General features: G+C 32.3%; 26 protein-coding genes. 13 read left to right on the forward strand and 13 right to left on the reverse strand.

Going from position 1 to position 26228, the window contains the following annotated elements; translation table 11 throughout:
• Nucleotides 1-25: 25 nt before the first annotated feature.
• Nucleotides 26-412 carry a nucleoside triphosphate pyrophosphohydrolase family protein gene (locus tag ABGB03_RS10365; RefSeq protein WP_347922443.1) on the reverse strand — a complete coding sequence of 129 codons (387 nt, stop codon included), beginning with the start codon at nucleotides 410-412 and terminating at the stop codon, nucleotides 26-28.
• 292 nt (nucleotides 413-704) lie between these two features.
• Between ABGB03_RS10365 and ABGB03_RS10370 the strand changes: the two genes are divergently transcribed.
• Nucleotides 705-1727, forward strand: a complete 1023-nt coding sequence (locus ABGB03_RS10370) for an SRPBCC family protein (protein WP_347922444.1) — start codon at nucleotides 705-707, stop codon at nucleotides 1725-1727.
• Complete coding sequence (gene crcB / locus ABGB03_RS10375) at nucleotides 1728-2099, forward strand: fluoride efflux transporter CrcB (protein WP_347922445.1); 372 nt, start codon at nucleotides 1728-1730, stop codon at nucleotides 2097-2099.
• Here the strand turns inward: crcB and ABGB03_RS10380 are convergent.
• Nucleotides 2096-2698 (reverse strand): DUF1684 domain-containing protein, encoded by a 603-nt coding sequence (locus ABGB03_RS10380; RefSeq protein ID WP_347922446.1) that lies wholly within the window; start codon nucleotides 2696-2698, stop codon nucleotides 2096-2098. The genes crcB and ABGB03_RS10380 overlap by 4 nt on opposite strands.
• Before the next feature lie 227 nt (nucleotides 2699-2925).
• On the opposite strand from ABGB03_RS10380, the gene ABGB03_RS10385 reads away from it, so the two are divergent.
• The 5 genes from ABGB03_RS10385 to ABGB03_RS10405 all read left to right on the forward strand — a co-directional run bounded on the left by ABGB03_RS10385 (nucleotide 2926) and on the right by ABGB03_RS10405 (nucleotide 9658).
• Nucleotides 2926-4131, forward strand: a complete 1206-nt coding sequence (locus ABGB03_RS10385) for an MFS transporter (RefSeq protein ID WP_347922447.1) — start codon at nucleotides 2926-2928, stop codon at nucleotides 4129-4131.
• The gene (locus ABGB03_RS10390; protein WP_347922448.1) at nucleotides 4131-4508 is read left to right on the forward strand and encodes a VOC family protein; all 378 of its coding nucleotides are present in this window, start codon (nucleotides 4131-4133) and stop codon (nucleotides 4506-4508) included. The genes ABGB03_RS10385 and ABGB03_RS10390 overlap by 1 nt, the downstream gene beginning before the upstream one ends.
• A 111-nt stretch (nucleotides 4509-4619) precedes the next feature.
• Nucleotides 4620-5390, forward strand: a complete 771-nt coding sequence (locus ABGB03_RS10395) for a DJ-1/PfpI family protein (RefSeq protein WP_347922449.1) — start codon at nucleotides 4620-4622, stop codon at nucleotides 5388-5390.
• 152 nt (nucleotides 5391-5542) lie between these two features.
• On the forward strand, nucleotides 5543-8092 hold the full coding sequence (locus tag ABGB03_RS10400; protein ID WP_347922450.1) for a M14 family zinc carboxypeptidase: 2550 nt from the start codon (nucleotides 5543-5545) through the stop codon (nucleotides 8090-8092).
• Between the two features lie 12 nt (nucleotides 8093-8104).
• Complete coding sequence (locus ABGB03_RS10405) at nucleotides 8105-9658, forward strand: amidohydrolase family protein (RefSeq protein ID WP_347922451.1); 1554 nt, start codon at nucleotides 8105-8107, stop codon at nucleotides 9656-9658.
• Here ABGB03_RS10405 and ABGB03_RS10410 read toward each other — a convergent pair.
• A complete protein-coding gene (locus ABGB03_RS10410) occupies nucleotides 9655-10098 on the reverse strand; it encodes an Lrp/AsnC family transcriptional regulator (protein ID WP_347922452.1) in 444 nt (147 codons plus the stop codon). The genes ABGB03_RS10405 and ABGB03_RS10410 overlap by 4 nt on opposite strands.
• Before the next feature lie 101 nt (nucleotides 10099-10199).
• Here ABGB03_RS10410 and ABGB03_RS10415 point away from each other — a divergent pair, with 101 nt between their 5' ends.
• Nucleotides 10200-10610: a hypothetical protein gene (locus ABGB03_RS10415; protein WP_347922453.1), complete on the forward strand. Its 411-nt coding sequence runs from the start codon at nucleotides 10200-10202 to the stop codon at nucleotides 10608-10610.
• Nucleotide 10611: 1 nt separating this feature from the next.
• On the opposite strand, the gene ABGB03_RS10420 is transcribed toward ABGB03_RS10415, so the two are convergent.
• From ABGB03_RS10420 to ABGB03_RS10430, 3 genes are all read right to left on the reverse strand, one after another.
• Entirely contained in the window at nucleotides 10612-11151 is a 540-nt protein-coding gene (locus tag ABGB03_RS10420) for a sigma-70 family RNA polymerase sigma factor (protein WP_347922454.1), read from the reverse strand.
• Between the two features lie 308 nt (nucleotides 11152-11459).
• Nucleotides 11460-14900 carry a methylmalonyl-CoA mutase family protein gene (locus ABGB03_RS10425; protein WP_347922455.1) on the reverse strand — a complete coding sequence of 1147 codons (3441 nt, stop codon included), beginning with the start codon at nucleotides 14898-14900 and terminating at the stop codon, nucleotides 11460-11462.
• An 82-nt stretch (nucleotides 14901-14982) separates the two neighbouring features.
• The gene (locus ABGB03_RS10430) at nucleotides 14983-15951 is read right to left on the reverse strand and encodes an MBL fold metallo-hydrolase (protein WP_347922456.1); all 969 of its coding nucleotides are present in this window, start codon (nucleotides 15949-15951) and stop codon (nucleotides 14983-14985) included.
• A gap of 41 nt (nucleotides 15952-15992) precedes the next feature.
• Between ABGB03_RS10430 and ABGB03_RS10435 the strand changes: the two genes are divergently transcribed.
• Both ABGB03_RS10435 and ABGB03_RS10440 read left to right on the forward strand, forming a co-directional pair.
• The gene (locus tag ABGB03_RS10435; RefSeq protein ID WP_347922457.1) at nucleotides 15993-16694 is read left to right on the forward strand and encodes a DUF4197 domain-containing protein; all 702 of its coding nucleotides are present in this window, start codon (nucleotides 15993-15995) and stop codon (nucleotides 16692-16694) included.
• Nucleotides 16695-16709: 15 nt separating this feature from the next.
• On the forward strand, nucleotides 16710-17141 hold the full coding sequence (locus ABGB03_RS10440) for a hypothetical protein (protein WP_347922458.1): 432 nt from the start codon (nucleotides 16710-16712) through the stop codon (nucleotides 17139-17141).
• 3 nt (nucleotides 17142-17144) lie between these two features.
• Here the strand turns inward: ABGB03_RS10440 and ABGB03_RS10445 are convergent, their stop codons facing one another.
• The gene (locus ABGB03_RS10445) at nucleotides 17145-17645 is read right to left on the reverse strand and encodes a hypothetical protein (RefSeq protein WP_347922459.1); all 501 of its coding nucleotides are present in this window, start codon (nucleotides 17643-17645) and stop codon (nucleotides 17145-17147) included.
• A 214-nt stretch (nucleotides 17646-17859) separates the two neighbouring features.
• Nucleotides 17860-18669, reverse strand: coding sequence for an alpha/beta hydrolase-fold protein (locus ABGB03_RS10450; RefSeq protein ID WP_347922460.1), 810 nt, complete (start codon nucleotides 18667-18669; stop codon nucleotides 17860-17862).
• A gap of 298 nt (nucleotides 18670-18967) precedes the next feature.
• Between ABGB03_RS10450 and ABGB03_RS10455 the strand changes: the two genes are divergently transcribed.
• Entirely contained in the window at nucleotides 18968-19165 is a 198-nt protein-coding gene (locus ABGB03_RS10455; RefSeq protein ID WP_347922461.1) for a Lacal_2735 family protein, read from the forward strand.
• On the opposite strand, the gene pyrF is transcribed toward ABGB03_RS10455, so the two are convergent.
• The 3 genes from pyrF to prfA form a co-directional block, all read right to left on the reverse strand.
• Entirely contained in the window at nucleotides 19162-19971 is an 810-nt protein-coding gene (pyrF, locus tag ABGB03_RS10460; protein ID WP_347922462.1) for an orotidine-5'-phosphate decarboxylase, read from the reverse strand. The genes ABGB03_RS10455 and pyrF overlap by 4 nt on opposite strands.
• Nucleotides 19972-19983: 12 nt before the next feature.
• A complete protein-coding gene (locus ABGB03_RS10465; RefSeq protein ID WP_347922463.1) occupies nucleotides 19984-20337 on the reverse strand; it encodes a four helix bundle protein in 354 nt (117 codons plus the stop codon).
• A 61-nt stretch (nucleotides 20338-20398) separates the two neighbouring features.
• Nucleotides 20399-21475 carry a peptide chain release factor 1 gene (gene prfA, locus ABGB03_RS10470; protein WP_347922464.1) on the reverse strand — a complete coding sequence of 359 codons (1077 nt, stop codon included), beginning with the start codon at nucleotides 21473-21475 and terminating at the stop codon, nucleotides 20399-20401.
• Between the two features lie 396 nt (nucleotides 21476-21871).
• Between prfA and ABGB03_RS10475 the strand changes: the two genes are divergently transcribed.
• A complete protein-coding gene (locus ABGB03_RS10475; RefSeq protein ID WP_347922465.1) occupies nucleotides 21872-22531 on the forward strand; it encodes an ATP-binding cassette domain-containing protein in 660 nt (219 codons plus the stop codon).
• Nucleotides 22532-22575: 44 nt separating this feature from the next.
• On the forward strand, nucleotides 22576-24057 hold the full coding sequence (locus ABGB03_RS10480) for a DASS family sodium-coupled anion symporter (RefSeq protein ID WP_347922466.1): 1482 nt from the start codon (nucleotides 22576-22578) through the stop codon (nucleotides 24055-24057).
• Here ABGB03_RS10480 and ABGB03_RS10485 read toward each other — a convergent pair.
• Nucleotides 24043-25020: a DUF3078 domain-containing protein gene (locus ABGB03_RS10485; RefSeq protein ID WP_347922467.1), complete on the reverse strand. Its 978-nt coding sequence runs from the start codon at nucleotides 25018-25020 to the stop codon at nucleotides 24043-24045. The genes ABGB03_RS10480 and ABGB03_RS10485 overlap by 15 nt on opposite strands.
• Before the next feature lie 12 nt (nucleotides 25021-25032).
• Nucleotides 25033-26214: an AIR synthase related protein gene (locus ABGB03_RS10490; RefSeq protein ID WP_347922468.1), complete on the reverse strand. Its 1182-nt coding sequence runs from the start codon at nucleotides 26212-26214 to the stop codon at nucleotides 25033-25035.
• Between the last annotated feature and the right edge of the window lie 14 nt (nucleotides 26215-26228).

A 26228-nucleotide genomic window follows, 5' to 3' on the forward strand; every position in this document is an offset into this window, starting at 1 on the left:
AAGAGAAGCAATTGCTTCTCTTTTTTTATTCACCTAATATCTCTTTAATATTTGGTTTAAAGTAATTTGGTCCTTTTAGCACTTTACCATCTTCTCTATAAATCGGTTCTCCATCCTCACCTAACTTACTCATATTGCTACGCTGAATTTCGTTAAAGACCTCTTCTATTTTATATTGCAATCCATGTTCTATAATGGTTCCACAAAGAATATAAAGCATATCACCCAAAGCATCAGCCACTTCAACTAAATCATTATCATTCGCTGCATCAAAATATTCTTCATTTTCTTCACGCATCAACTTGTAACGCAACATGTTTTTATCTTGTCCAAGATCTGCCTTTGGTGTTTCTAAATAACCAATTTTAAAAGCTTTATGAAAATCTTTTACCGCTTCAATTTTATTCTTCATATTATTCAATTAATTTCGCATAAAAATATAAAAATATGTTCAGCCAAGGACAAATCATTTTCGGAATATTATTTGCAATCGCATTTATCATCGTTCTTATTTATGCTTACCGAAAAGATATCAAAATACATAAGCGATACTTTAAAGGAAGTTCCTGGGTTTTATTAGCATTCATTGCTTTTTTATTATTCATTGTGGCTATTAAATTTGTTTTCACTGATTGATTTGCTTTTTAGGTTATTTACATTTTTTAAAAATCAGTATCTTTACATAAACCACTAAAGTAAGAATCATGAAAACTGCAAAAGTCATCATTATCATTTTATTGATATTCATAATTGGTTCTTGCGGATACATTGCCGTTCAACCAAATTCATATGACATACAAAGGTCAAGAGTTATAAAAGCACCTGCTGAACTATTATTTAACCAAATAAACGATTTTAAAAATTGGGAAAGTTGGTCTCCTTGGGTAGAAAAAGAACCTAATTTACAAATATCTTATCCTGAACAAACAAGTGGTGTTGGAGGTTCATATTCTTGGATTGGTGAAGATGGTCCAGGAAATATGAAAACTTTAGCAGTTAGTCCTTTCGACTCTATTTCTCAAGAAATGCAATTTGACGATTTTCCACCATCTAATGTTTATTGGAAATTTGATAAAGTAGATGAAGGCACAAAAGTGACCTGGGGAATGAAAGCAGACGAGGTTCCTTTTTTATTAAAATTCTTTGCAGCTATAAGTGGTGGCATGGACAAAATGGTTGGTCCAGATTACGAACGTGGCTTAGAAAAATTGGATAGCTTAATAATAGATAGTATGAGCAAATTTGAAGTTACTATTCAAGGTATAAAAGAATATGGAGGAGGGTTTTATCTATATAAAACCACCAATGCTACTAATGAGAATATTAGTGCTATTATGGGAGAACAATATGGTAGTATTCATATGTTTATGGCTAAAAAAGATATACAAATGAATGGTATGCCACTAACTGTTTACCAAGACATGAATATGGATGACGGAACAGTTATTATGAGTAATGGTATTCCTGTAAGTGAAAAAATAACTATTACTGATGATAGTAGTGGTGTACTTTGTGGTTACATTCCTAAAACCAAAGTAGTTAAAACTACTTTAAAAGGAAATTATACGAATTTATCAAAAGCTTGGGAAGAAACGATGAAATATCTTACTGACAATAACATAGAACAATCTAATATTAAGCCTTTTGAAATATACACTAATGATCCAGGTAATTTTCCCAATCCTGCAGATTGGATAACCGAAATTTATATTCCTATTAAAGAATAGATGAAACAACTTTTACTCGTATTTATTGGTGGTGGATTTGGAAGTTCACTACGTTATCTTTTAGGAAAGTACTTAAATCCAACAGATACTGGAATACCTTGGGGAACTTTCACAGCAAACATTTTAGGAAGTTTACTCATTGGAATTATTCTTGGATTAGCTGCTAAAAATGATGCTTTATCATCAAATCAAACACTACTTCTAGCCACTGGCTTTTGTGGTGGTTTTACCACATTTTCAACCTTTGCTTATGAGAATCATGTGTTTTTAAAAGCAGGTGATTTTACTAGTTTTGCTTTTTATACTATTGGCAGTTTTGTAGTTGGTTTTCTAGCTGTATTTTTAGGACTATTTCTAGTAAAAAGCTTTTAGTCTTTCTTATAATTTTTCACTCCAGCTTCAATTTTTATTGGCAAATAATTGACTCGTGGCACTATTGGACAAGAATACTTTTCATTATAAACACAATAAGGGTTATATGCCGAATTAAAATCGATTTCCATACTATCGCCTTCAGGAATTCTTAAATCAATATAACGTCCTCCTCCATAAGTACTTTCTCCATTAGTAGCATCTAAAAAAGGTAGAAATAGATAATCTTCATAACCTTCAGTTTGCATGTTTTCTTCACCTTGATAGACATTCAAATTATACACTTCATTATTAATATTGAAAGTAAGCACACCATAAATGCGCTCTTTCGACACGCGGTCTGTGGTAGTTTTCATATTAAAAAATTCGGTGTCAGGTGTTCTTTTCAAATCTGCTATAACTAAAAGTGTTGAATCGTACTTAAAAAAATCTAAACTCTCAAAATTTTCTCTGTCCCTATCCTTTAATGGCGATGTTGAAGCATCTTTAAACAATGCATTTTGCTCTTTTTGAAACTCGGTTTCTCCAAGTATAGGTTTCTTTTGTTGAGAACAACCAATTGTTACTATTATTAAAAACAACCAACTAATTTTTTTCATGAGTAATTTTTCTACTGTAAAAATACAACTTAAGAATATTTTACATAGTTTTGAATAACTAAAAAACAAAAATGAGAATCATCGTAAATATTTGTATTCAAAAAACCACTTATAAACTTAGTGGTCGGACGTTATATATATTACGATGATATAAATATAAGATATTACAATATATAAAAGTCCGACTTCACAGTCGGACTTTTTACTTTTATATACCAATCAAAATTATGAAAACACTATTCAACAATTACTTAAATACTTTTAGAGGGCTCTCTAAAGAAGTTTGGTGGTTATCATTAATTACATTAATAAATAGAGCAGGAACCATGGTTATTCCATTTCTCTCTTTATACCTAACAGAAGATTTAAATTTCACACTTAAAAATGTAGGTTGGGTTATGACCGCATTTGGCTTAGGTTCAGTCGCAGGTGCTTGGTTAGGAGGAAAATTAACAGACAAAATTGGGTATTATAAAGTAATGGTATATAGTTTATTCTTAACAGGCATCATGTTTATTTGTTTGCAATTCTTAACAACTTTTGTTTCTTTTTGTATTGGAATTTTTGTCGTTATGGTTGTGGCAGATATGTTTCGACCTGCAATGTACGTAGCCTTAAGTGCCTATAGCAGACCAGAAAATAAAACGAGAAGTGTAACGCTAATTAGATTAGCTATAAATCTTGGTTTTTCAGCTGGTCCAGCCATAGGTGGTATTATTATTTCCACAGTAAGCTATGCTGGATTATTTTGGGTGGACGGAATCACTTGCCTTCTGGCAACCATTGTATTACTAAATGTTTTAAACCCAAAGAAATCTAAAACTCTTGACGAAATTAAGGTTGAAAATCCAGATTCTGCATATAAAGATATTCCATTCATTATATTTTTAGGAGGAATGCTACTTTTTGCTTTAATATTTATACAGTACTTCTCGACCATGCCATTATATTATAAAGATGTTCACGAGTTAACTAAAATCGATATTGGATTACTTCTTGGAATGAATGGTTTTTTGATTTTTATATTAGAAATGCCCTTAATTAAATGGCTAGAGAATAGCAGATTTACTATTAGCGGACTAATGCTCTTTGGAGCCATACTAACAGGACTAAGTTTTGTGGTTCTAAACATGACTTCATGGATTGGTATTTTAGTAATTGGGATGATATTAATGACTGTTGGAGAAATGATTGCCTTTCCATTCTCAAATACCTTTGCAATGCAACGCGCTAAAAAGGGCAATCAAGGTGAATATATGGCACTTTATAGTATTGCATTTTCAACTGCGCATATATTCGGCCATAATTTAGGAATGCGAATGGTAGATAATGTTGGATTTGACAATACGTGGCATATAATTTCACTAATAGCAGCTCTTTGTGTGTTTCTATTTTTCATATTAAAACAATCATTAAAAACAAGTAAACTGTAATGAATTTAAACCAAATAACCCTTCCATCTTTAGATGTTGAAAAAGCAACATCATTTTATAAAACCTTAGGTTTAAATCTTATTGTCAATGCTTTACCACGTTATGTGCGTTTCGAATGTGCTGATGGTGATACAACATTTTCAATTCATAAAGTAGATAAATTGCCCAAAGGAAATGGCGTCACAATCTATTTTGAAGATGAAAATTTAGATGAGTTAGTTTTAAATTTAAAACAAAAAGGAATTACCTTTATAAGCGATCCAGAAGATAAATCTTGGCTATGGCGTGAAGCACATTTAAGCGACCCTGATAGCAACCATATTATTTTATATCATGCTGGTAAAAACAGAAAAAATCCACCTTGGAGAATTAACTAGTTCTCGATACTAAATTGCTTTGCAATTTCACTCGAACAGACAAAATATAAAAATGTCACATCGAGTGATTTTTGAAGAAAATCGTATCGAGATGCAATAAAAAATATTCAAATGAAAAATATTTTATATATCATAATCCTAAGCTTTATTGTAAGCTGCAACTCAAGTGAAAAAAGAAAGGAAGAGCAAATGAAAATGTGGGAAGAAAGAATTGAAGAGTATAGATCAATTACAAAGACTCCTCCAAAACTAGAACCCAACAGATACAATGTGGCTTTCTTAATTATGGATGGCACATTTAACACCGAACTCACAGCGCCCTTCGATATTTTTCAACACACCATTTTTCGAGAAGGCATTAAAGCTATGAATGTATTTACAGTAGCAAACACCAATGACGCTATAACAACTTTTGAAGGTATGCGAATTCTTCCAGATTTTAATTACTTGACAGATGAATTACCATTGATTGATATATTGGTTGTGCCAAGTGCTGAAAATCATTTAGGGAAAGACCTTGAAGATGAAGCTATGATAAACTTTGTAAAGCAAATTGATAAAGAAGCAAAATTTGTTACCTCACATTGCGATGGTGCTTTTGTATTAGCAAAAGCAGGATTGCTTGACAATGTTATCTCAACCACTTTCCCAAGTGATATTGATAAAATGCGTGATATGTTTCCAAGTTTAGATATTCGTAAAGATGTACTCTTTGTGCATGATGAAAAATATATTACCTCTGCAGGAGGTGCAAAAAGTTTTGAAGCTGCCTTATATTTATGTGAATTCCTTTATGGTAAAGAGGTTACGCAACAACTTGCAAGCGGATTAGTAATTGATTGGGATGTTAAAAATGTACCTCACCTTGTTATAAAAAAATAATATTCCAAATCAAGGAAGTCTAACTTAAAAGACACCTTAAATAGGTTTAACAATTTCTCTTATCATTATTAAAAATGTTAAAAATTATTCATTTAATTCTAAAACAACAATTAATAGTTATTTTTAGGTTGTATTTTCTTAAAACCAACCAAATGAAACTAACAAAATTCGTTTTTGCCATAGCCTTTTCTGTGCTTATGGTAAATTCTGCAACTGCACAAGATTACTTTTTTAAGGATAAAGCACCTTTTGATGCTTCAATCCCAACACCTGAAGAATTTTTGGGTTATCCAATTGGAAAACAACATACGAGACACGATCAAATTGTTGCTTATTTCTACAAACTAGCCGAAGTATCCAATCGTGCCAAAATAGAAGTTTATGGATACACGCATGAAAGACGTAAGCTAGTTATATTACATGTTTCTACTCCTGAAAACCTTAACAACTTAGAATCAATAAAATCTGAACACTTAAAATTTGTTGACCCTAATCAGTCGCCAACAAATTATAATGATGTTCCTGTGTTTATTCAGTTAGGTTATAACGTTCATGGCAATGAGCCTTCAAGTTCTGAAGCTGCTTTACTTACTGCTTATACTTTAGTGGCTTCAAATAATCCTGAAATTACCAATTACTTAAATAATTCTGTCATTTTTATTGACCCAACAATTAATCCTGATGGAAGAGATAGACATACACAATGGGCAAACCAATTTCAAGCAAAATCTTTAGTATCAGATGGTACAGATGCTGAACATAATGAAGCATGGCCTAGAGGTAGAACCAATCATTATTGGTTCGATTTAAACAGAGATTGGTTATTAGCTGTAAATCCTGAAAGTCAAGGAAAGCTTAGTTGGTATCACCAATGGTATCCAAACGTAGTGACCGATTTTCATGAAATGGGAACAAATAGCAATCACTTTTTTGAACCTATGAAACCTATTGGCTCTCAAGATCCAATTATGCCAAAAGAAAATTATGAAGATTTAAATAACATGTTCGCTCCTTATTTTGCTAGTGCCTTAGATAAAATAGGATCTTTTTACTACACGAAAGAGTCTTTTGATGGCACCTATCCAGGTTATGGAAGTTCTTATCCAGATTTACAAGGTGGATTAGCATTGCTATTTGAACAAGCAAGTTCTAGAGGTCATGTGCAAGATACCGATTATGGAAAAATGACGTTTGCTTTCACTATTAGAAATCAATATGTTTCTGGAATTGCGACTATAAAAGCAGCTGTTGAAAACAAAGCATATTTGAGAGAATACCAACAAAAGTTCTTTAAATCTGCAATGACTAAAAAAGCACCAACAGGATTCTCAGCATATGAGTTTGGTGATGCCTATGATATGAATAGAAACAAAGCATTTGTTGATTATTTATTGAAACATAAAATAAAAGTCTATAAAAACGGAGACAAGTATACAGTACCATTAAAACAACCACAGCATAGAATGGTACAAACCATGTTTGAGACTTACAATAAGTATAGAGATAGTGTCTTTTATGATGCTTCAGCTTGGAGTGTTGCTAATTTTTACAACATGAAATATCGTGGATTAAAAAGCGCTAATTTAGGCGTAGAAGTAACTCCAGAAAACAACACAGTAACTGTTGCTAAAGTACAACCAGCTGATTACGCTTACATTATAGATTATGATGACTACAATGCGCCTGCAGCTTTATATTATATGCAATCTAAAGGATTAACAGTAGCTTCAGCATTTAAGCCATTTTCAATAAAGACCTCAAACGGAAATAAAAGTTTCAATTATGGTACACTTCTAGTACCTGTAAGTAAACAAAAAAAATCTAGTCAAGAAGTTTATAAAATTATTTCTGATGCACAATCAAAATATAATGTACCAATGTACACCACAGATAGTGGTTATAGCTTAACAGGAATAGATTTAGGGAGCAACAATTTTAGAGCACTAAAAAAACCTAAAGCTGCAATGCTTATTGGTGATGGCGTAAGTTCTACAGAAGCTGGCGAAGTTTGGCACTTACTAGATACTCGTATACATATGCCAATTACAAAAATTCAAATGAGGAGTTTTAGAGGCGCAAATCTAGACAAATATAACACCTTAGTAATGGTGTCTGGAAGTTACAGCGAATTAGACTCTATACAACGCCAAAAATTAAAAAACTGGGCTTCTAAAGGGAATACTATTGTAACAATTGCTAGTGCTTCAAAGTGGGTAATTGATAAGAAATTAGTTAAAGAGCAACTTACTAAAAAGCCTAAACCAAAAAAGGATGAAACTCCAAAAGCAGTTGAAAGAAAACCTTATGTAGATGCAGGCGAAAATATGGGTAGAGAACGTTTAGGTGGTTCTATATTTGAAGTAGACTTAGATTTAACTCATCCATTAGGGTTTGGTTATCGTTCTTCGTCATTACCAGTATATAAAAACAATAATGTATTTATCGCTCCAAGTAAAAGCCAATATAGCACTGTTGCTAAATATACCGAGAATCCACATATAGATGGGTATATTTCTAACACTAACTTAAACACCTATTTAAAACCATCAGCTTCGTTAATAGTAAGCCCGATAGGACGAGGAAGAGTTATTATGTTTGCTGACAACCCTAACTTTAGAGGTGCTTGGTATGGCACCAATAAATTATTTTTAAATGCATTATTCCTTGGGAATAGAATATCTGTTCCAACAGAAAGAAATTAAAAAACTCATACGATGAAAAAAATAGTTATTTTATTAATATTTTCTTTGGGATTACAAGCCTTTTCTCAAGACAATTACAAAGGCGAAGGTCCTTTTTCACAACTCATCATTAGAGGGGTTATGCTTATTAATGGTGATGGTTCGCCACCAAGAGGTCCAATGGACATAGTTGTTGAAAACAACAAAATTGTAAACATGCAAATTGTTGGATATCCTGGGGTTGAAATTAATGAAAGTAGAAGGCCTAAGCTTAAAAGCGGTGGAAAAGAGTTAGATGCGAATGGTATGTATTTGCTCCCTGGTTTTGTTGATATGCACGGTCATATTGGTGGTGGTGCGCAAGGCGCTAATCCTGAATATGTGTTTAAACTTTGGATGGCTCACGGTATTACAACCATTAAACAACCTAGTGGACGTAATGCTATTGAATTAAAACGCCAAAGTGCTGCCAACGAAATTGTAGCTCCTAGGATTTTTGAGTATACAGGTTTTGGCTCAGGAAGTGATAAACCTATTAGTACACCAGAAATGGCAAGAGCTTGGGTAAGACAAAATGCAAAAAATGGTGCTGATGGCATTAAGTTTTTTGGTGCAGAACCAGATATTATGGAAGCCGCTTTAGATGAAAATAAAAAATTAGGGCTAAGATCGACTGCTCATCACGCACAATTAAGTGTTGCAAGATGGAATGTACTACATTCTGCTAGAGCAGGAATGACCTCTATGGAGCATTGGTATGGTTTACCTGAAGCTTTGTTTAATGATAGAACAGTTCAAAACTATCCGTTAGACTACAATTATCAAAACGAACAACACCGTTTTGAAGAAGCTGGTAAGTTGTGGCAACAAGCAGCTGAGCCTTACTCTGAGCATTGGAATAATGTAATGAATGAGCTTTTAGAGTTAGATTTTACGCTTGATCCAACCTTTAATATTTACGAAGCAAGTAGAGATTTGCAACGTGCTCGTCGTGCAGAATGGCATGAAACTTACACTTTACCATCGCTTTGGAAGTTTTACGAGCCTAGTAAAATTAGCCATGGTAGTTATTGGCATTATTGGGGAACCGAACAAGAAATTGAGTGGAAAAAGAACTACCAATTATGGATGACCTTTGTAAACGAATATAAAAATAGAGGTGGACGTGTAACTGTTGGTACAGATTCTGGTTTTATTTATCAGTTGTATGGTTTTGCTTATCCTCGTGAACTGGAATTATTACGTGAGGCTGGTTTTCATCCTTTAGAAGTGATAAGAGCAGCAACTTTAAATGGTGCTGAAGCTTTGGGTTGGGACGATAAAATTGGTTCTGTACAAATTGGTAAACTTGCCGATTTTGTAATTATTGAAGAAAATCCATTAGTAAACTTAAAAGTTCTTTATGGAACTGGAGCCATTAAACTTACTGAAGATAATGAAGTTGTTAGAGTTGGCGGTGTAAAATACACTATTAAAGACGGTATTATTTATGACGCAAAACGTTTATTAGCTGATGTAAAAGCTATGGTTGATGCTGAAAAAGCAAAAACAAATTGGACACTAAAACAACCTGGTGTTAAAAACTAGATTGGTCTTTTTATTGGATTGTTTTCTATTACATCTGATAATACAATCTGCGTTTTTGTTTCACCGTAAGTTATTAGCTGATCTATAAATTGTTCTAGATGTTGTTGATTTCGTAACACAACTTCTAGAACAATATTTTCGTTACCAGTTATACGGAAACAATTAATGACTTCTTCAAACGATTTCACCTTTTCTAAAAATGGTTTTAAGCGTCCCATAAAAGCTCTTAAAGTGATAATTGCTTTTAATTGGTAGCCCGTTTCTTTATATGACAATTTTGCGTAATAACCATTAATTACACCTGCATCCTCCATTTTTCTAATACGTTCGGCAACTGCAGGCGATGATATACCCACTTTTTTAGCAATATCTGTATTAGATTGCCTTGAATTTTCTTGTATACATTTTAGTATACTCCAATTAAGTGAATCTAACTTCATATTTTAAAGTTTAAAAAGTAAATATATTAATATTTAAAGTAAAATCGATATTTTAATTCAATTTTTAAATACAACATATTTAGTTTTAGGAGTAATTTTGAATGATTGCTAAGAAAATGATTTATACTACTCCATCACATTTATCTAATTCGCCTATCTATACTAAGGCGCTGGAAATCTTTTCGTTAACACGAAAAATATCTCATTATTTGAATTATGATTTATCTAATTTAAAAACTGATGGTACAGAAGACGAACATGTCTATTTTTCGGGTGATATTGTACAGCAATCTGAATTATTAGGTCCAGAAATTATTAAGGCAGAAGTTGAATATTATAGAGATAGAAAACAAAAACATGCAGATAGAGTTGAACGTTTATCAAAAATGCTATATAATAACTGTAAACGTTTAGAACAATGTAATAGTAATGGTAAAGATTTTCTTCCTATTCTTAGAAAAGAGCTAAAAATGTTTAGAAAGCTACAACGTAATTGGATGTTAACGTTATAAGTTAACTACAAATTTTACAATCTTCTTTGTCTTTTATTTCTCCCACCAAATGTCCTTGTTGATTCATTTTAAAATCGCAGCATTCCATATAACCTTGCGCTATTAACTTTCTTGCTCGTTGAATTCTAGATTTAGCAGTAGGTATTGGTAATTTTAATTGATTTGCAACCTCAGCTTGCTTCTTACCTTTAATATCAGCTAGAAATAAAGGGTCACGATACTTTTTTGGAAGTTGTTTAATGATACCATATAGACAATCTTTTTCATCATGAACTTTAGGGTTCTCTTCAGTTTGTACGTTATATTCCTGAAATTCGGTATCATTTTTACTTGTTCTGAAATAGTCTAACATGGTGTTTCTAGCAATAGTAAAAACCCAAGATTTTAGTTTTTCATGATTTTGAAGTGACTCTAACTTTGTATGAATTTTAATAAATGTATCCTGCAAAACATCATTAACTGCTTCATCATTTTTTATTCTTGATAAAAGAAATTGTTTAATGTCTTGGTGATATGTTTCCCAAACTTGATTTGTATTCATGATAGTAAAATGAGCACTGCAACTTTAGTTACAATGCTCATATAAAATTAAGATTTAACAATTACAACCACTACAGTTACAAGATTCGCAGGTACAATTTTTACATTGCCCATTTGCACAACTATCGCAAGTACAAGTACATTCTTTATTTTTCATGATTATTGTTTTTATATTACATCTATAAGACGATGCATCTTTAAAAAAGATGCATTTTATAATAACTTTTTAATAAGATTCCGAAGCAAGTTCAGAGTAAGTAATATTCATGCTTTTTAAATACTCAAGCTTTTCATAAAATGAAATCCTGCTTACATGTTTCTTCTATACTGTCCTCCTACTTCAAACAACGCGCTGGTAATTTGACCAAGTGAACATACTTTACAAACGTCCATCAAAGCTTCAAAAATATTTTCATTATGAATCGCTTTTTGCTGAAGGTTTTTTAATAACTCTTCAGTGTTATTTGCTTTATGAAGATTCTCTAATGTTTGTATTTGAAATTGCTTTTCTTCTTCTGTTGCGCGAATGACCTCTGCTGGTAACACCGTTGGAGATCCTTTTGAGCTTAAAAACGTATTTACTCCAATAATTGGAAAATCGCCATTATGTTTTAAGGTTTCATAATACAAACTCTCTTCTTGTATTTTACTACGTTGATACATAGTTTCCATAGCTCCTAAAACACCTCCTCTTTCTGTAATTCTGTCAAATTCCAAAAGAACAGCTTCTTCAACCAAATCAGTTAGTTCTTCAATTATAAAGGAGCCTTGAATTGGATTTTCGTTTTTATTTAAACCTAATTCTTTGTTAATGATTAACTGTATTGCCATCGCTCTACGAACAGATTCTTCAGTTGGTGTGGTAATAGCTTCATCATACGCATTGGTGTGTAATGAGTTACAATTGTCGTAAATAGCATACAATGCTTGCAACGTTGTACGTATATCATTAAAATCAATTTCTTGAGCATGTAAACTACGACCAGACGTTTGAATATGGTATTTCAACATTTGTGCTCTAGCATTAGCGCCATATTTATGCTTCATGGCCTTTGCCCAAATTTTTCGAGCTACACGACCAATAACAGCATATTCTGGATCGATTCCATTTGAGAAGAAAAAGGATAAATTTGGACCAAACTTGTTGATATCCATTCCTCTTGACAAGTAGTACTCTACATATGTAAATCCGTTGGATAATGTTAGAGCCAATTGCGTAATTGGATTCGCTCCAGCTTCAGCAATATGATATCCAGAAATTGAAACACTATAGAAATTACGTATATTATTTTCAATGAAATATTCTTGTACATCTCCCATTAAACGCAATGCAAATTCTGTAGAGAAAATACATGTGTTTTGCGCTTGGTCTTCTTTTAAAATATCTGCTTGTACTGTTCCTCTAACTTGAGCAATCGTATTCTTTTTTATGTCAGTATAAACATCTGTTGGTAATACTTGATCTCCTGTAACACCTAACAGCATTAAACCTAAACCATTGTTACCTTCTGGTAAATCACCATTATAAGATGGTCGTGTTTTGCCTTTATAAATTTTAGTAATTTTTGCTTCTACGTCTTTTTCTAAACCATTTTCTTTTATGTAAATCTCACATTGTTGGTCAATGGCAGCATTCATGAAAAAGCCTAGTAACATAGGTGCAGGACCATTAATGGTCATACTCACAGAAGTCATCACATCTGCTAAATTGAAACCAGAATACAATTTTTTAGCATCATCTAAACAACAGATAGACACGCCTGCATTTCCAATTTTTCCATAAATATCTGGACGCAAATCTGGATCATTTCCATAAAGCGTCACACTATCAAAAGCAGTAGACAGACGTTTAGCTGGTAAACCTGCACTCACATAATGAAAACGTCTATTGGTTCGTTCTGGGCCTCCTTCACCAGCAAACATACGTGCTGGATCTTCACCAGTTCTTTTAAAAGGGTATAACCCAGAAGCATATGGAAATTCTCCAGGCACATTTTCTTGCAAACACCAATTTAAAATATCTCCCCAAGCTTGATACTTCGGCAAAGCCACTTTAGGTATTTGAGTGTGTGACAACGATTCTGTGTGTGTTTCTATTTTTATTTCTTTCCCTCTTACTTTAAACACATAGATAGGATTTTTGTATTTATTCACTTTATCGTCCCAAACAGTAATGATTTCCCAATTATAAGGATCTAAATTTAATTTTACTCGGTCAAATTCTTTGAAAAGCAACCCTAAAAACTCTTTAGAACTGTCATCCTGAACTTGATTCAGGATCTCATCTTGTTCTAATCCTAGTTTTCCAATGAATGACCTTTCGACTGCGCTCAAGGTGACATTAGTGACTGAACATATAGTTTTATAAATTCCATAAAGCTTTTGAGCCACTTCAACTTGTTCTTTAGCTTTGTTATCATAGGCACGATTACTCTCAGCAATTTCAGATAAGTAACGTGTTCTTGATGGCGGAATAACAAATATCTTCTCACTCATTTCATCAGAAATATGAAATGTTGATTTTAAATTAGTATCTGTCTTTTCAACCAGTTTATCCATCACAGCTTTATACAACGTATTCATTCCTGGGTCGTTGAATTGGGACGCAATGGTGCCAAAAACTGGTAAATCATCTTGATGTACATCCCAAAGGTTATTGTTACGCATGTATTGTTTTTTCACATCACGCAAGGCATCAAGTGAACCACGTTTATCAAACTTATTTATTGCTACCAAATCAGCAAAATCGAGCATATCTATTTTTTCCAACTGCGTAGCTGCACCAAATTCAGGCGTCATTACATATAACGACACATCAGAGTGCTCAATAATTTCAGTATCCGATTGTCCAATACCTGAAGTTTCCAAAATAATCAAATCGTATTCAGCAGCTTTTAATACCTCAACTGCTTCATTAACATGTTTTGATAATGCTAAATTAGATTGACGTGTTGCCAAACTACGCATATATACTCTTGGAGAGTTAATAGCATTCATACGTATTCTATCTCCTAAAAGCGCACCTCCAGTTTTACGTTTTGAAGGGTCAACCGAAATTAAGCCAACCGTTTTCTCTGGAAAATCGATTAAAAAACGTCGTACTAATTCGTCGACTAATGATGATTTACCTGCGCCTCCAGTTCCTGTTATTCCTAAAACTGGAGTTTTAGAATTTTCGTTCTTTTTATGAATTTTTTCAAGTGACTTTTTAGCAACTTCAGGAAAATTTTCAGCTGAAGAAATAACCCTTGCAATGGCTTTAGGATTTTTCTCCTCAAGAATATCAACCTCTCCATTTAATTGGTCTCCAATAGCAAAATCAGATTGTTGAACCAAATCATTAATCATTCCTTGTAACCCAAGTTCCCTTCCATCATCAGGTGAGTAAATACGAGTAATACCATAATCCATCAACTCTTTAATTTCCGATGGTAAAATTACTCCTCCCCCTCCTCCAAAAATCTTGATGTGTTCCGCCCCTCGCTCTTTTAGCAAGTCATACATATACTTAAAGTACTCGTTATGTCCTCCTTGGTACGACGTTAATGCAATAGCATTAGCATCTTCTTGAATAGCAGTATTAACTACTTCTTCTACACTTCTATCATGACCTAAATGGATTACTTCAACTCCTGTGGCTTGAATAATGCGTCGCATTATATTTATGGACGCATCATGACCATCAAATAATGAGGCCGCAGTTACTATTCGTACTTTATGTTTTGGTTTATATGGTGCTATTTGTTGCATTCGTATTGTTATCTATTTTTTACGTTGCAAATTTACGGAATATTGAAAAATTTATTGCGTTTATTAAGAATAATATAAGTTTCTATAAACCATAGACATCACCTTGTTTAGCAAATCTAAATCCGAGGTTTTGAATACTATCCTTCAAACGATGTGAATCTTTTATTGTTGGATTTGAGTGATTAAAATGAATGAAATAAACTTTATTTTTAGTTGCTAGATCCTCATTTTCAAACAATGTAGTTGTTTCTGTGGTAAATGGATGCGGAATCTTACTCATATCTCGTTTCAACTCGCCATCTCTAAAAAAGGATGCATCTAGAAACGCATAATCAACTTTTTTTACTTCTTCAATAATATTACGCTCCCATTTTTCCCACTTATCAATATCTGGAATAAATAATGCTTTCTTGTTTTGCCCTTCAATTCGATAACCTACAGTTTCAGAGTATTCATCACGATGTGGTACTAAAATAGGCGTGACCTTTAAATTACTATTTAATGATACAACTGAGTCATTTTGTAATAGCTTAATATCAATATTATTATACGTCAACAATTGACTCCAAGGTCCACTTGTTTCTAAATACTCTTTCATTCTTGGCATAGCATATACAGATACTTTGTTTGCTCCTAACGCTTCAAACCCTAGGTACATTAACCCTGTATAATGTCCAATATGTGCATGCGTTAAAAACACACCATCAATAATGTTTCCATTATTTAGATGATTGGTTTTGAGTATTTGAGTTTGCTCTGTAAAGTCTGGAGTAGCATCAAAAATGTATTTTTTTTTATCTTTTAAATCTACTACACCTAAACACGACACTAGTTTTTTAGGTTCATCTCCATCATAAAATGATTTGCAACAATCGTTGTCACAATTAATATGGGGATAGCCTGCATCTTGAGCAATACCAAGCACTGTAATATATTGACTTGGTTTTCTAAACTGAACAATTTCTTTTGTTATCGTTTTAGTTTCTTGCTTAGAATTACAATTGAATAATCCCAAAAAACATATTAGGCATAAAATTTGAATAGTTCTCATCTGTAAAATTTATCTTTGTTAAAGATAGAAAACCTTAAACTATGTTGAAACGAATAATTGCCCTAATCTTAATTTTAAACGTCACTGCTTGTGCAGAGCTCCAACAAGTCGTCAACCAAATGCCTCAAGGTGGTTTAGGAAATGCTGAAATTGCTTCTGGTTTACGTCAAGCTCTTGACTTTGGAATTGACAAACAAGTAAGTAAACTGACTGCTGAAGATGGCTTTTTCAAAAACGAATTAGTAAAGATTTTACTTCCAGAAGAATTACAAAAAGTAGATAAAGCGCTACGTGATATAGGCTTAGCAAATTTGGCTGATGAAGGCCTGAAAATACTTAATAGAGCTGCTGAAGACGCTGTAAAAGAAGCGACACCTATTTTTGTAAACGCTGTTAAAGAGATTACGTTTGCTGATGCCAAAAACATATTACTTGGTGCAGACAATGCAGCTACACAATATTTAACAAACAAAACAGAAACTGCTTTGTATGATAAGTTTAACCCAGTTATCAAAAACTCTTTTAGTAAAGTTGGTGCAGACCAAATTTGGGAGAATTTAATTAATAAATATAATAGCATTCCATTCACCAATAATGTGAACCCTGATTTAACCGATTATGTAACTGGAGAAGCTCTTAAAGGTGTCTACACGATGATTGCAGTTGAAGAAAAAGAAATTAGAAACAAAGTATCATCAAGAACAACTGATTTATTGAAGCGTGTATTTGCATTGCAGGATTAAAAAAATCAGTTTATTATGAAAAGAGTTACCACAAGTATTTTTCTATTATGTTTTTTATTAATCTCTTGCTCTTCTCAAAAAAAGGTTAATACACATAACAATTCCGAGTTGCCAAAGGAGTTTTTCCAAAGATGGAAATTAGACTACGGAACTGCTAATGGTGAAAAAATAAATGGATTATCAAAATCTCCAGAAAACGATTATGAGTTTAGAAAAGATAAAACATATATTCTCTACTCTTTAAGTGGAAATAATATGATTGGCACTTGGGAATATAACAAAGAAGATAAATGTGTATACACAAGACTTCAAAACGGTACATTAAATGGAAAAATCATTGATTTAAAAACGAACACTATAACTCTTGTACCTGCTGGTAAAAGTATTACTGGAACTTCTTTCGAAAATTACCGGTTTTATTATATTCTAAACTTTAGAATAAATTAGAAATTACTTAGCCCTTTTATACAACCCATCAAAAGCTACCGTAATATCTTTATCGTTAGTAATAGTTTCCCAATATTGCCTTACTGAGCCATCATCATTTTTAGTCCAAGTTACACGATGGTAAAAGGGTTCTCCGTTTTGGTTTTTGGCAACATCGGTTTTTAAAATCATTTGATTACCTACTCTATTACCTTTTAAGTGTAAGCTTCCTCCTTGGTTATCAATCCAAATCTGTTCCCATTGCTGTTTTGCAGCATTGTAAAAATTATTACTTGTTCCTGTAAAACCTGCTGTAGCACTAGTCCAATTTTCACGTAATACACAATTGTCTTGAACTTTTTCAATAACATTAGTTCCAGCCGCACTTCCATTTGGATTTGTAACTATCCAACTACCAACCCAGAAATCAAATTCCGAATGTTTTTCAGTACAACAGTTGCAATTTGAGTTTTGCGCATTCATTCCAATTGAAAGAAGCAATAAAACATAAATAATATTTTTCATTATAGAATATTTTAATTAATACTAACTAGTTATGTATTTTGAGTTAAAACAGTATCCATTATGTCAGTTCGAGTGATTTTTTGATAAAAAAATCTTATCGAGAACTAATTTATATGCTAAATTCTTATTCTCGATACAAATTTCACTCATTTCACTCATGAAATTTACTCGAATTGACAGAATTTCATCAAAATACATAACTAGTTAGTATTATTTATTTAAACAACCATTTTAACCCATCTGTATAGGCTCTTATCTTTGCTGAAGCATGATTTTCTCCATCTAATATAACAACCTTTTTTGAGGCTGATTTTATGTTTTCATCAATAAAAGAAGACAGCTTATTACACGATTCTAGCATATGTGGCCTTTCGAGAGCACCAACAGATAAAAAAACTTTACTTGAAATAGAAGATGAACTTCCATTTTTCAAAACATAATAATCATCCCACCACATTGAAGGGCTTGAAATAATATAGTTGTTAAACAACTCCTGTCCATTTACAAGAAGATAAGACCCTAACAAACCTCCAAGTGAATGCCCAAAAAGCGTTCTGGAATCTTTTTCTACTCGAAATTTAGTTTCTATTATTGGGAAAACTTCATCTTGAATAACAGATATAAACTTAGAAGCTCCTCCTGAATTCCCCCATGCTTCTAAAGAAGACGGTGTATAGTCTGCTCTTCTATTAATATAAGCTGAGTCCTTATAACTAATCCCAACTATTATAAGGTCTTTGAGTTCTTCTTCAGCTTGAAGCCGTCTTGAAATACTTGTAACAAGCGGAAAATCGTTATTTGCATCTAATACATATATAACGGGATAAGACTGTTTAGATTTTTCGTAATCGAACGGTAAAGCAATATGTAAATTATAACTAAACTTATTTATTTTTGATTCAAGTGGTAACTCAACAGTGCTTGGTATTGTTACGAGTGATTGACTAAATACTTTAGAGTTAAAAACTATTAGACAAAATACCGAAAGTGTAAAAACTATTTTATTCTTATTACTGAAAATCATTTATCATTCTTTTAATTAATTTTTATTTCTTCTTTTTTGTATAAGTATATAAATATATTAATTGATTCTTAAAACTATAGTAGCATTAACATAACATTAGAACAGTATAAATTATACAACTTTGCCACAAGTCATCTAAATAAAGTTGTCTTCACTTATAAATTAGTTAGTTAGTTTTTTATTTGTAAGAAACCGATTTCTATAACAGGAATCGGTTTCTTTTTTATTAGAAAATCGAAAACAAGCCTTTTACTTTTAAAGAAAATAATGTATATTTAGTTAATTGATTATTAGCATCATGAATAGAAGCAATATTCTTAAAAAATATCAAAAGAAGCTTAAAAATCGTTATAAGCAATTAATTGAACACGCTTATAATTTAAGAGAAACAGATTCTGCTTTGAGTGATATTTCAGAATACGATGCTTTAAAACTTTTAAATAAGCTCAATAGGTTAAAATATCTATCGAGAGAACAAACTGAAACTGTAATTTAAATAAGTTCTGCCATTTGTTGCTGTAATTCTTTTGCCTTTATAGCTGCGGCCCTTGCGAAATCATTTTCATTAGATGCATAAATTATTCCTCTAGACGAATTAATTAATAACCCAACATCTTTACTCATCCCATATTTACAAACCTCTTGTAGATTTCCTCCTTGAGCTCCAACTCCAGGAACTAATAAAAAACTATTTGGAATAATCTTTCTAATGTCTGCTAAAAACTCAGCTTTTGTGGCACCAACTACGTACATTAAATTCTCAGAATTTTGCCAAGACTTTGAGGTTTCTAAAACTTGTTTGTATAATTCAGTTCCATCAACAGTTTTTGTTTGAAAATCGAAAGCTCCTTGATTAGATGTTAACGCCAACAAAATGGTATGCTTATCTTTAAATGCTAAAAACGGTTCTACCGAATCTTTTCCCATATATGGTGCTACAGTAACACTATCAAACGCTAAATCTTCAAAAAAAGCTTTTGCATACATGGTACTAGTGTTTCCAATATCTCCACGTTTTGCATCAGCAATGGTGAAAATTTCTGGATAATTTTTATTAATATAATTTATTGTTTTTTCTAGTGCTTGCCATCCTTTAATACCATAAGCTTCATAAAACGCAGTGTTTGGTTTATAAGCTACACATAGATGATGTGTCGCATCAATAATGGCTTTATTAAAAGTGAAGATTGAGTCTTCTTCTTTTAATAAGTGTTTTGGAATTTTATTTAAATCGACATCTAACCCTATGCATAGAAAGGATTTCTTTTTTTTGATTTGGTTTACTAATTGGTCTTGGGTCATAGGCTTTAGGTCTTAGTAGTTGGTCTTTGAGTATTTTATGAGAGCATTGATTCTCTTTTGAAGTTTTTGTATTTCTTTAATTATTTTTTCATCTTCAGGAAGATATGATAATTCAACACAAATAATTAAATGAGTTTCTAATTCAAAGGCTGAACCCAAACTAATTTGAAGAAATCTTACAAAATCTTTTTGAGAATCTTTAGCACAACCTTCAGCTATATTTGCTGGTATTGAAACCACACATCTGCTTATTTGAGATTTTAAACCAAATTTTTCGAAATCTGGAAGAGCATCAACTAGTTTGTAAATAGTTTTAACTAAAATTATAGAATCTTTCCAAACTTCTAAATGTCTAAAATTTCTCATTCAAGTTTATATTAAGAATAATTCCCTAATGCCTAATACCAAAAACCCAATACCTAACTCTCTAAATCACATCATCACTAGCTTTTAACATCTCAGTATTTTCAGCTAGCATTAATTCGTCTATTATTTTTTGTATATCGCCATTAATGATATTGGATAAATCATATAAAGTCAATCCAATTCTGTGATCAGTAACTCTACCTTGCGGATAGTTATAGGTTCTAATTTTAGCACTTCTATCCCCCGAAGACACCATACTTTTACGTTTTTCGGAATCTGCTGCTTGCTTCTTTGCTAACTCAATTTCATATAATCTAGAACGCAAAACTTTTAAAGCTTTCTCAAGGTTTTTATGAGAGGATTTTTGGTCTTGACAACTCACAATCATTCCTGTTGGCTCATGATGCAGCTTAATAGCCGAATAGGTAGTGTTAACCGATTGACCTCCTGGACCTGTTGACGTAGTACGTTCAATTCTAACATCTGCCATATCTAATTCTACATCAAATTCTTCTGCCTCTGGAAGCACCATAACTGTTGCTGCAGACGTATGAACTCGACCTTGTGTTTCAGTTTGAGGTACTCGCTGTACACGATGCACACCAGCTTCAAATTTCAATGTTCCATATACATCTTCGCCAGATACTTCAAAAATTATTTCCTTATAACCTCCTGAAGTTCCATCACTTAAACTTACTACATCTACTTTCCAACCTTTATCACTACAATATTTTGAGTACATTCTATACAAATCACCAGCAAAAATACTAGCCTCATCTCCTCCTGTTCCGGCTCTTACCTCAACAACCACATTCTTCGCATCATCTGGATCTTTTGGTATTAATAAGAACCTAATTTCATCTTCTAAATCTGGAAGTTCTGCTTTAGCCTCTTCTAATTGCATTTTTGCCATTTCAACCATTTCTGCATCACTACCCTCTGCTATAATATCCTCAGCTTCAGCAATATTATCTGTTAAAGATTTATAGATTTCGCCTTTATCTACAATCTTTTTAAGGTCTTTATACTCTTTATTTAATTGTATATAACGCTTTTGGTCTGTGATAATATCTGGCTGAATAATTAAATCACTTACCTCATCAAAACGTTGTTTTACTATCTGAATTTTTTCTAGCATTTGCTTGTGTGAATTGTGTCGCAAAAATACGATAATTTATGAATTTTCAATGAATGAAAAACTTCCATCTTTCAACGAAATATTTACTTACAATAATCGTTTATTTGTGTATATGCAACAATTAATGTCCATAATGGCTTTTTATAGATCGTATGTTTTATGGTCTTTTTTAATTAACATAATTATTACTATTGTTAATCCTAATGTTTTTGCTGCCATAGTCACGAAATTACTCTTAACTTTTTTTCTTTGGTACCTTGTAAATGAAACTTCGGCAAAACGAAAGCTTATTTTTTATAAAAACCTTGGCATCTCTAGCCTTAAGTTATTTTCAGTCTTATTTTTTGTTGATATTTTAATAACCACTACCTTTCTACTCCTTATTAAGGAGTTTATATGATTCTTGAAATAGATAATGTAGAGCTTAACTATAATTCTAAACGTGTATTAAGTGGTATTTACCTAAAAGCCGAAACTGGGAAAGTTGTTGGCATTCTTGGGAGTAATGGCTGCGGCAAAACATCACTTCTCAATATTATATTTGGAAATATTCAACCAAAATACAAACTAATTCGAATAGACAAAAAACCCTTTTTAAGACCTCTTTACCAAACAAAGCTAATCAAATACTTACCGCAACATACTTTTTTACCAAACTTAAAGCTTAGTACAGTTTTTAAATTGTTTTATGTGAATTGGGAAGATTTTATATCAAAATTTCCTGCGTTTTCAAAGTATGCAAAAACCAAAACAAATAAACTCTCTGGAGGAGAACAACGTATTGTAGAAATCTATTTGGTTTTAAAAAGCGACAGCAAAATTGTAATGTTAGATGAACCTTTTTCTCATATTGCTCCTTTACAAATTGAAGAAATTAAACAACTAATAAACACCGAAAAAGAGCATAAAGCAATTATTATAACAGACCATATGTATTCACATATTATAGAAACTTCGGATGAGATTTATCTATTAAAAAATGGTTGTTCAAAAAAAATTGACAAACTAAACGAGCTTGAAGATTATAAATATTTAAGTGAAGGAAGTTTGGCATAACTCTTAATGAAGAAAATTGTATTTTGCATTACCAGTTATAAACGATGCGAAACAAAACCTTAAAACAATTTGGACTAATTCTAGGTCCTTTATTATTTACTATTACACTTCTTTTTTTTAAACCTAAAGGATTATCACCTGAAGGAATCGCAGTTTTAGCAACTACACTTTGGGTAGCAGTTTGGTGGATTTTTGAGGTCGTACCAATTGCTGTCACTGCTATGCTTCCAATTATTTTATTTCCTATAACTGGAGTAATGGAATTAAGCATTACTACTGCTGCTTTTGGACATAAATATGTGTTTCTTTACATAGGTGGGTTTATACTTGCCATAGCCATAGAAAAATGGAATTTACATAAACGTATTGCACTCACAGTTATAAATGTTATTGGCACAAGTGTTAGCCGTATTATACTTGGGTTTATGTTAGCAACTGCATTTTTAAGTATGTGGATATCCAACACAGCTACAACAGTAATGATGCTACCCATTGGTATGGCAATTATTTTACAGCTCAAAGACAATCCTAAAACTAAAGAAGACGAAAACGCTATTTTTGGTAAAGCTTTGATGTTATCTATTGCATATAGCGCTTCTATTGGAGGCATTGCAACACTTATTGGAACACCTCCAAATTTGATTTTTGCTGGTATTTTAGAAGAACAATATAACATTGAAATGACCTTTTCTAAATGGATTATTTACGGTTTACCAATTTCTATAATACTTCTATTTATTTGCTGGAAATATATAACGACCATTGCTTTTAAATTCACTCAAAAAGATTTTCCAGGTGGAAAAGCAGAAATAAAAAGACTATTAAAAAGTCTAGGGAAGATTAGTTATGAAGAAAAAACAGTACTGATTGTTTTTTGTGTTACTGCATTTTTATGGATGACGCGTTCATTTTTAGTTTCAAAGCTAATTCCAGCAATAGATGATACCATAATAGCTATGATAAGTGCCACCATCTTATTTATACTACCAACCAAGAATAAAACTGAAAAGAAAATAATTGATTGGCAAAGTGCTGTAAAATTACCTTGGGGGATTTTATTATTGTTTGGTGGTGGACTAGCTTTGGCCGAAGGCTTTAAAACAACTGGTTTAGCCGAATGGATTGGTTTACAAATTACGCAATTTGAAAACTTACCATTATTTGCATTATTATTTGTTTTAATATTTGCTGTTAACTTCTTAACTGAGATTACGTCTAATCTTGCTACCACTGCTATGTTATTACCAATAATAGCTCCTATTGCGCTTGTCCTAGATGTGCATCCATTTACGCTTATGGTTGGTATAACTGTTGCAGCTTCTTGTGCTTTTATGTTACCAGTAGCAACACCACCAAATGCTATTGTGTTTGGTTCTGGTTATTTGAAAATTCCAGATATGATAAGAGTTGGTATCTGGATGAATATTATTTCTATTATTATAATAGCAATAATCACCTATTTCTTACTACCAATACTTTGGGATTTTGACGCTATGGTTTTTCCTGAAGCTTTAAAAATCGACTGACACACCAACTCCTAAAAGCTGTTTCCACTGTACTTTGGCTCCTTTAACGACTATTTCTTCTGGCATATCTTCATCTTCAATTGCAGTTTTCACATCATTATCATATTTTATATGTGATCCCATTGTAGCTCGAACATGGTCATTTACTTTAAATTTAAAGTTTAACTCCCAATCGATATCAACATTACCAAAATCATTTAAATAATCGGTATATAAGCTAACTAGAGTTCTAACAGAAATATTTTCCATAAGTGCATTCTCATAAGCACTTGTAACTAATATCCCAACTTCCTCTCTAGAATTTTCTCCTTTTGACAATCTATTCCCTAAGTCATCATAAACTGCTGGAGTAACACCAAAAGAACCTGCGTCTGCCAAGTCTTGGTCAAGGACAAATGTAGATTTTAATGTTAATGGTGACATATATGCCGAAAATTCTTCAATATGCTCACCATAAACGGTTCCTACACCTAAAAACATATATGCAGGTGCCATGAATTGTGAAATAGGCTTTTCATCACTATTTGAGTAATTATACCCATTAGTAAACTGTGTTGCAAAGCTAAAATTTGCCGAATAATACCAATTAGATTTTATATCCTTTCTAAAACCAAAACGTGATTTCAATTCAAAAATATCATCAGTTTTTCTCAAACTTTGGCTCTGTTGCTTATTAACTCCATAACGTATTACTGCCCTGTTTTCCCAAAGTAAATGGTCCTTTTTATAATTTCTTTGAGCTTCAAACCCTATTAAACCAGAAATTGAATTAGAACCTCCCGAATTCCAATTAACAAAAGCGACTTCACTTATATCTAAACTGGCTGTATTTACTTCTTTCCAATGCGAGGTTACAAAGTCTTCAGGATACAACGTTAAATCTAAGTTTTGAGCTCCTAAGAAATATGCACTTAGAAGTGCTGTAAAAATTGATAATTGATACTTGAATTTTTTTGCCATCATTTAAAATAATTATTAACTATAACTAAAAACGCCAAATTCACTTTTTATTGTAAGCCTTTTAGAATCGCTTGCTTCTACCCTTCCAATTACCTGAGCATCAACATTGAAAGATTTTGAGATTTTAATAATATCATTTGCTATTTCTGGAGAAACATATAATTCCATACGATGACCACAATTGAATACTTGATACATTTCCTTCCAATCTGTTTTAGATTGTTCTTGTATTAATTTAAACAAAGGTGGAATAGAAAACATATTATCTTTTACAATATGCAGGTTATCTATAAAATGAAGAATTTTTGTCTGTGCTCCTCCACTACAATGAATCATTCCATGCACCTCATCTCTTTTATACTTTGAGAGAATTGATTTAATAATTGGCGCATAAGTTCTTGTTGGAGATAATACTAATTTCCCAGCATCAATAGGCGAATTTTCAACTTTATCCGTCAATTTAGTTTGTCCAGAGTAAACCAAATCTTCTGGAACTGAAGCATCAAAACTTTCAGGATATTTTTTAGCTAAATACTTATGAAACACATCGTGTCTAGCAGACGTTAAACCGTTACTTCCCATACCTCCGTTATATGATTTCTCGTAAGTAGCTTGACCAAAACTTTCTAAACCAACAATAACATCTCCTTCCTTAATATTGGCATTATCAATAATGTCTTTTCGTTTCATTCTAGCTGTGACTGTTGAATCAACAATAATCGTTCTTACCAAATCACCAACATCTGCTGTCTCTCCTCCAGTTGAGTGTATCGTTACACCAAACCCTTTTAATTCGTCAATCAATTCTTCGGTACCGTTAATTATTGCTGAAAGAACCTCACCTGGAATAAGGTTTTTATTTCTTCCTATGGTTGAAGACAACATAATATTATTGGTTGCTCCAACACATAAAAGATCGTCAATATTCATTATTAAAGCATCTTGAGCTATACCTTTCCAAACTGAAATATCGCCTGTTTCCTTCCAGTACATATATGCTAATGAACTTTTTGTTCCTGCACCATCTGCATGCATAATTAAGCAATAGTCATTGTCGTTGGTAAGATAATCTGGAACAATTTTACAGAATGCCTTAGGAAATAATCCTTTGTCAATATTTTTAATAGCGTTATGCACATCTTCTTTTGAAGCGGAAACGCCTCTTTGTGCATATCTTTTACTAACCTCGTTACTCATTCTTGAAAAGGTGT

Source organism: Pontimicrobium sp. SW4, assembly GCF_039954625.1.
Classification (GTDB): domain Bacteria; phylum Bacteroidota; class Bacteroidia; order Flavobacteriales; family Flavobacteriaceae; genus Pontimicrobium.

Bases quoted from the DNA above. Each gene is read 5' to 3' on its own strand.
- ABGB03_RS10365 (WP_347922443.1), bottom strand. From the start codon at position 412: ATGAAGAATAAAATTGAAGCGGTAAAAGATTTTCATAAAGCTTTTAAA.
- ABGB03_RS10370 (WP_347922444.1), top strand. From the start codon at position 705: ATGAAAACTGCAAAAGTCATCATTATCATTTTATTGATATTCATAATT.
- crcB (WP_347922445.1), top strand. From the start codon at position 1,728: ATGAAACAACTTTTACTCGTATTTATTGGTGGTGGATTTGGAAGTTCA.
- ABGB03_RS10380 (WP_347922446.1), bottom strand. From the start codon at position 2,698: ATGAAAAAAATTAGTTGGTTGTTTTTAATAATAGTAACAATTGGTTGT.
- ABGB03_RS10385 (WP_347922447.1), top strand. From the start codon at position 2,926: ATGAAAACACTATTCAACAATTACTTAAATACTTTTAGAGGGCTCTCT.
- ABGB03_RS10390 (WP_347922448.1), top strand. From the start codon at position 4,131: ATGAATTTAAACCAAATAACCCTTCCATCTTTAGATGTTGAAAAAGCA.
- ABGB03_RS10395 (WP_347922449.1), top strand. From the start codon at position 4,620: ATGAAAAATATTTTATATATCATAATCCTAAGCTTTATTGTAAGCTGC.
- ABGB03_RS10400 (WP_347922450.1), top strand. From the start codon at position 5,543: ATGAAACTAACAAAATTCGTTTTTGCCATAGCCTTTTCTGTGCTTATG.
- ABGB03_RS10405 (WP_347922451.1), top strand. From the start codon at position 8,105: ATGAAAAAAATAGTTATTTTATTAATATTTTCTTTGGGATTACAAGCC.
- ABGB03_RS10410 (WP_347922452.1), bottom strand. From the start codon at position 10,098: ATGAAGTTAGATTCACTTAATTGGAGTATACTAAAATGTATACAAGAA.
- ABGB03_RS10415 (WP_347922453.1), top strand. From the start codon at position 10,200: ATGATTGCTAAGAAAATGATTTATACTACTCCATCACATTTATCTAAT.
- ABGB03_RS10420 (WP_347922454.1), bottom strand. From the start codon at position 11,151: ATGAATACAAATCAAGTTTGGGAAACATATCACCAAGACATTAAACAA.
- ABGB03_RS10425 (WP_347922455.1), bottom strand. From the start codon at position 14,900: ATGCAACAAATAGCACCATATAAACCAAAACATAAAGTACGAATAGTA.
- ABGB03_RS10430 (WP_347922456.1), bottom strand. From the start codon at position 15,951: ATGAGAACTATTCAAATTTTATGCCTAATATGTTTTTTGGGATTATTC.
- ABGB03_RS10435 (WP_347922457.1), top strand. From the start codon at position 15,993: ATGTTGAAACGAATAATTGCCCTAATCTTAATTTTAAACGTCACTGCT.
- ABGB03_RS10440 (WP_347922458.1), top strand. From the start codon at position 16,710: ATGAAAAGAGTTACCACAAGTATTTTTCTATTATGTTTTTTATTAATC.
- ABGB03_RS10445 (WP_347922459.1), bottom strand. From the start codon at position 17,645: ATGAAAAATATTATTTATGTTTTATTGCTTCTTTCAATTGGAATGAAT.
- ABGB03_RS10450 (WP_347922460.1), bottom strand. From the start codon at position 18,669: ATGATTTTCAGTAATAAGAATAAAATAGTTTTTACACTTTCGGTATTT.
- ABGB03_RS10455 (WP_347922461.1), top strand. From the start codon at position 18,968: ATGAATAGAAGCAATATTCTTAAAAAATATCAAAAGAAGCTTAAAAAT.
- pyrF (WP_347922462.1), bottom strand. From the start codon at position 19,971: ATGACCCAAGACCAATTAGTAAACCAAATCAAAAAAAAGAAATCCTTT.
- ABGB03_RS10465 (WP_347922463.1), bottom strand. From the start codon at position 20,337: ATGAGAAATTTTAGACATTTAGAAGTTTGGAAAGATTCTATAATTTTA.
- prfA (WP_347922464.1), bottom strand. From the start codon at position 21,475: ATGCTAGAAAAAATTCAGATAGTAAAACAACGTTTTGATGAGGTAAGT.
- ABGB03_RS10475 (WP_347922465.1), top strand. From the start codon at position 21,872: ATGATTCTTGAAATAGATAATGTAGAGCTTAACTATAATTCTAAACGT.
- ABGB03_RS10480 (WP_347922466.1), top strand. From the start codon at position 22,576: ATGCGAAACAAAACCTTAAAACAATTTGGACTAATTCTAGGTCCTTTA.
- ABGB03_RS10485 (WP_347922467.1), bottom strand. From the start codon at position 25,020: ATGATGGCAAAAAAATTCAAGTATCAATTATCAATTTTTACAGCACTT.
- ABGB03_RS10490 (WP_347922468.1), bottom strand. From the start codon at position 26,214: ATGAGTAACGAGGTTAGTAAAAGATATGCACAAAGAGGCGTTTCCGCT.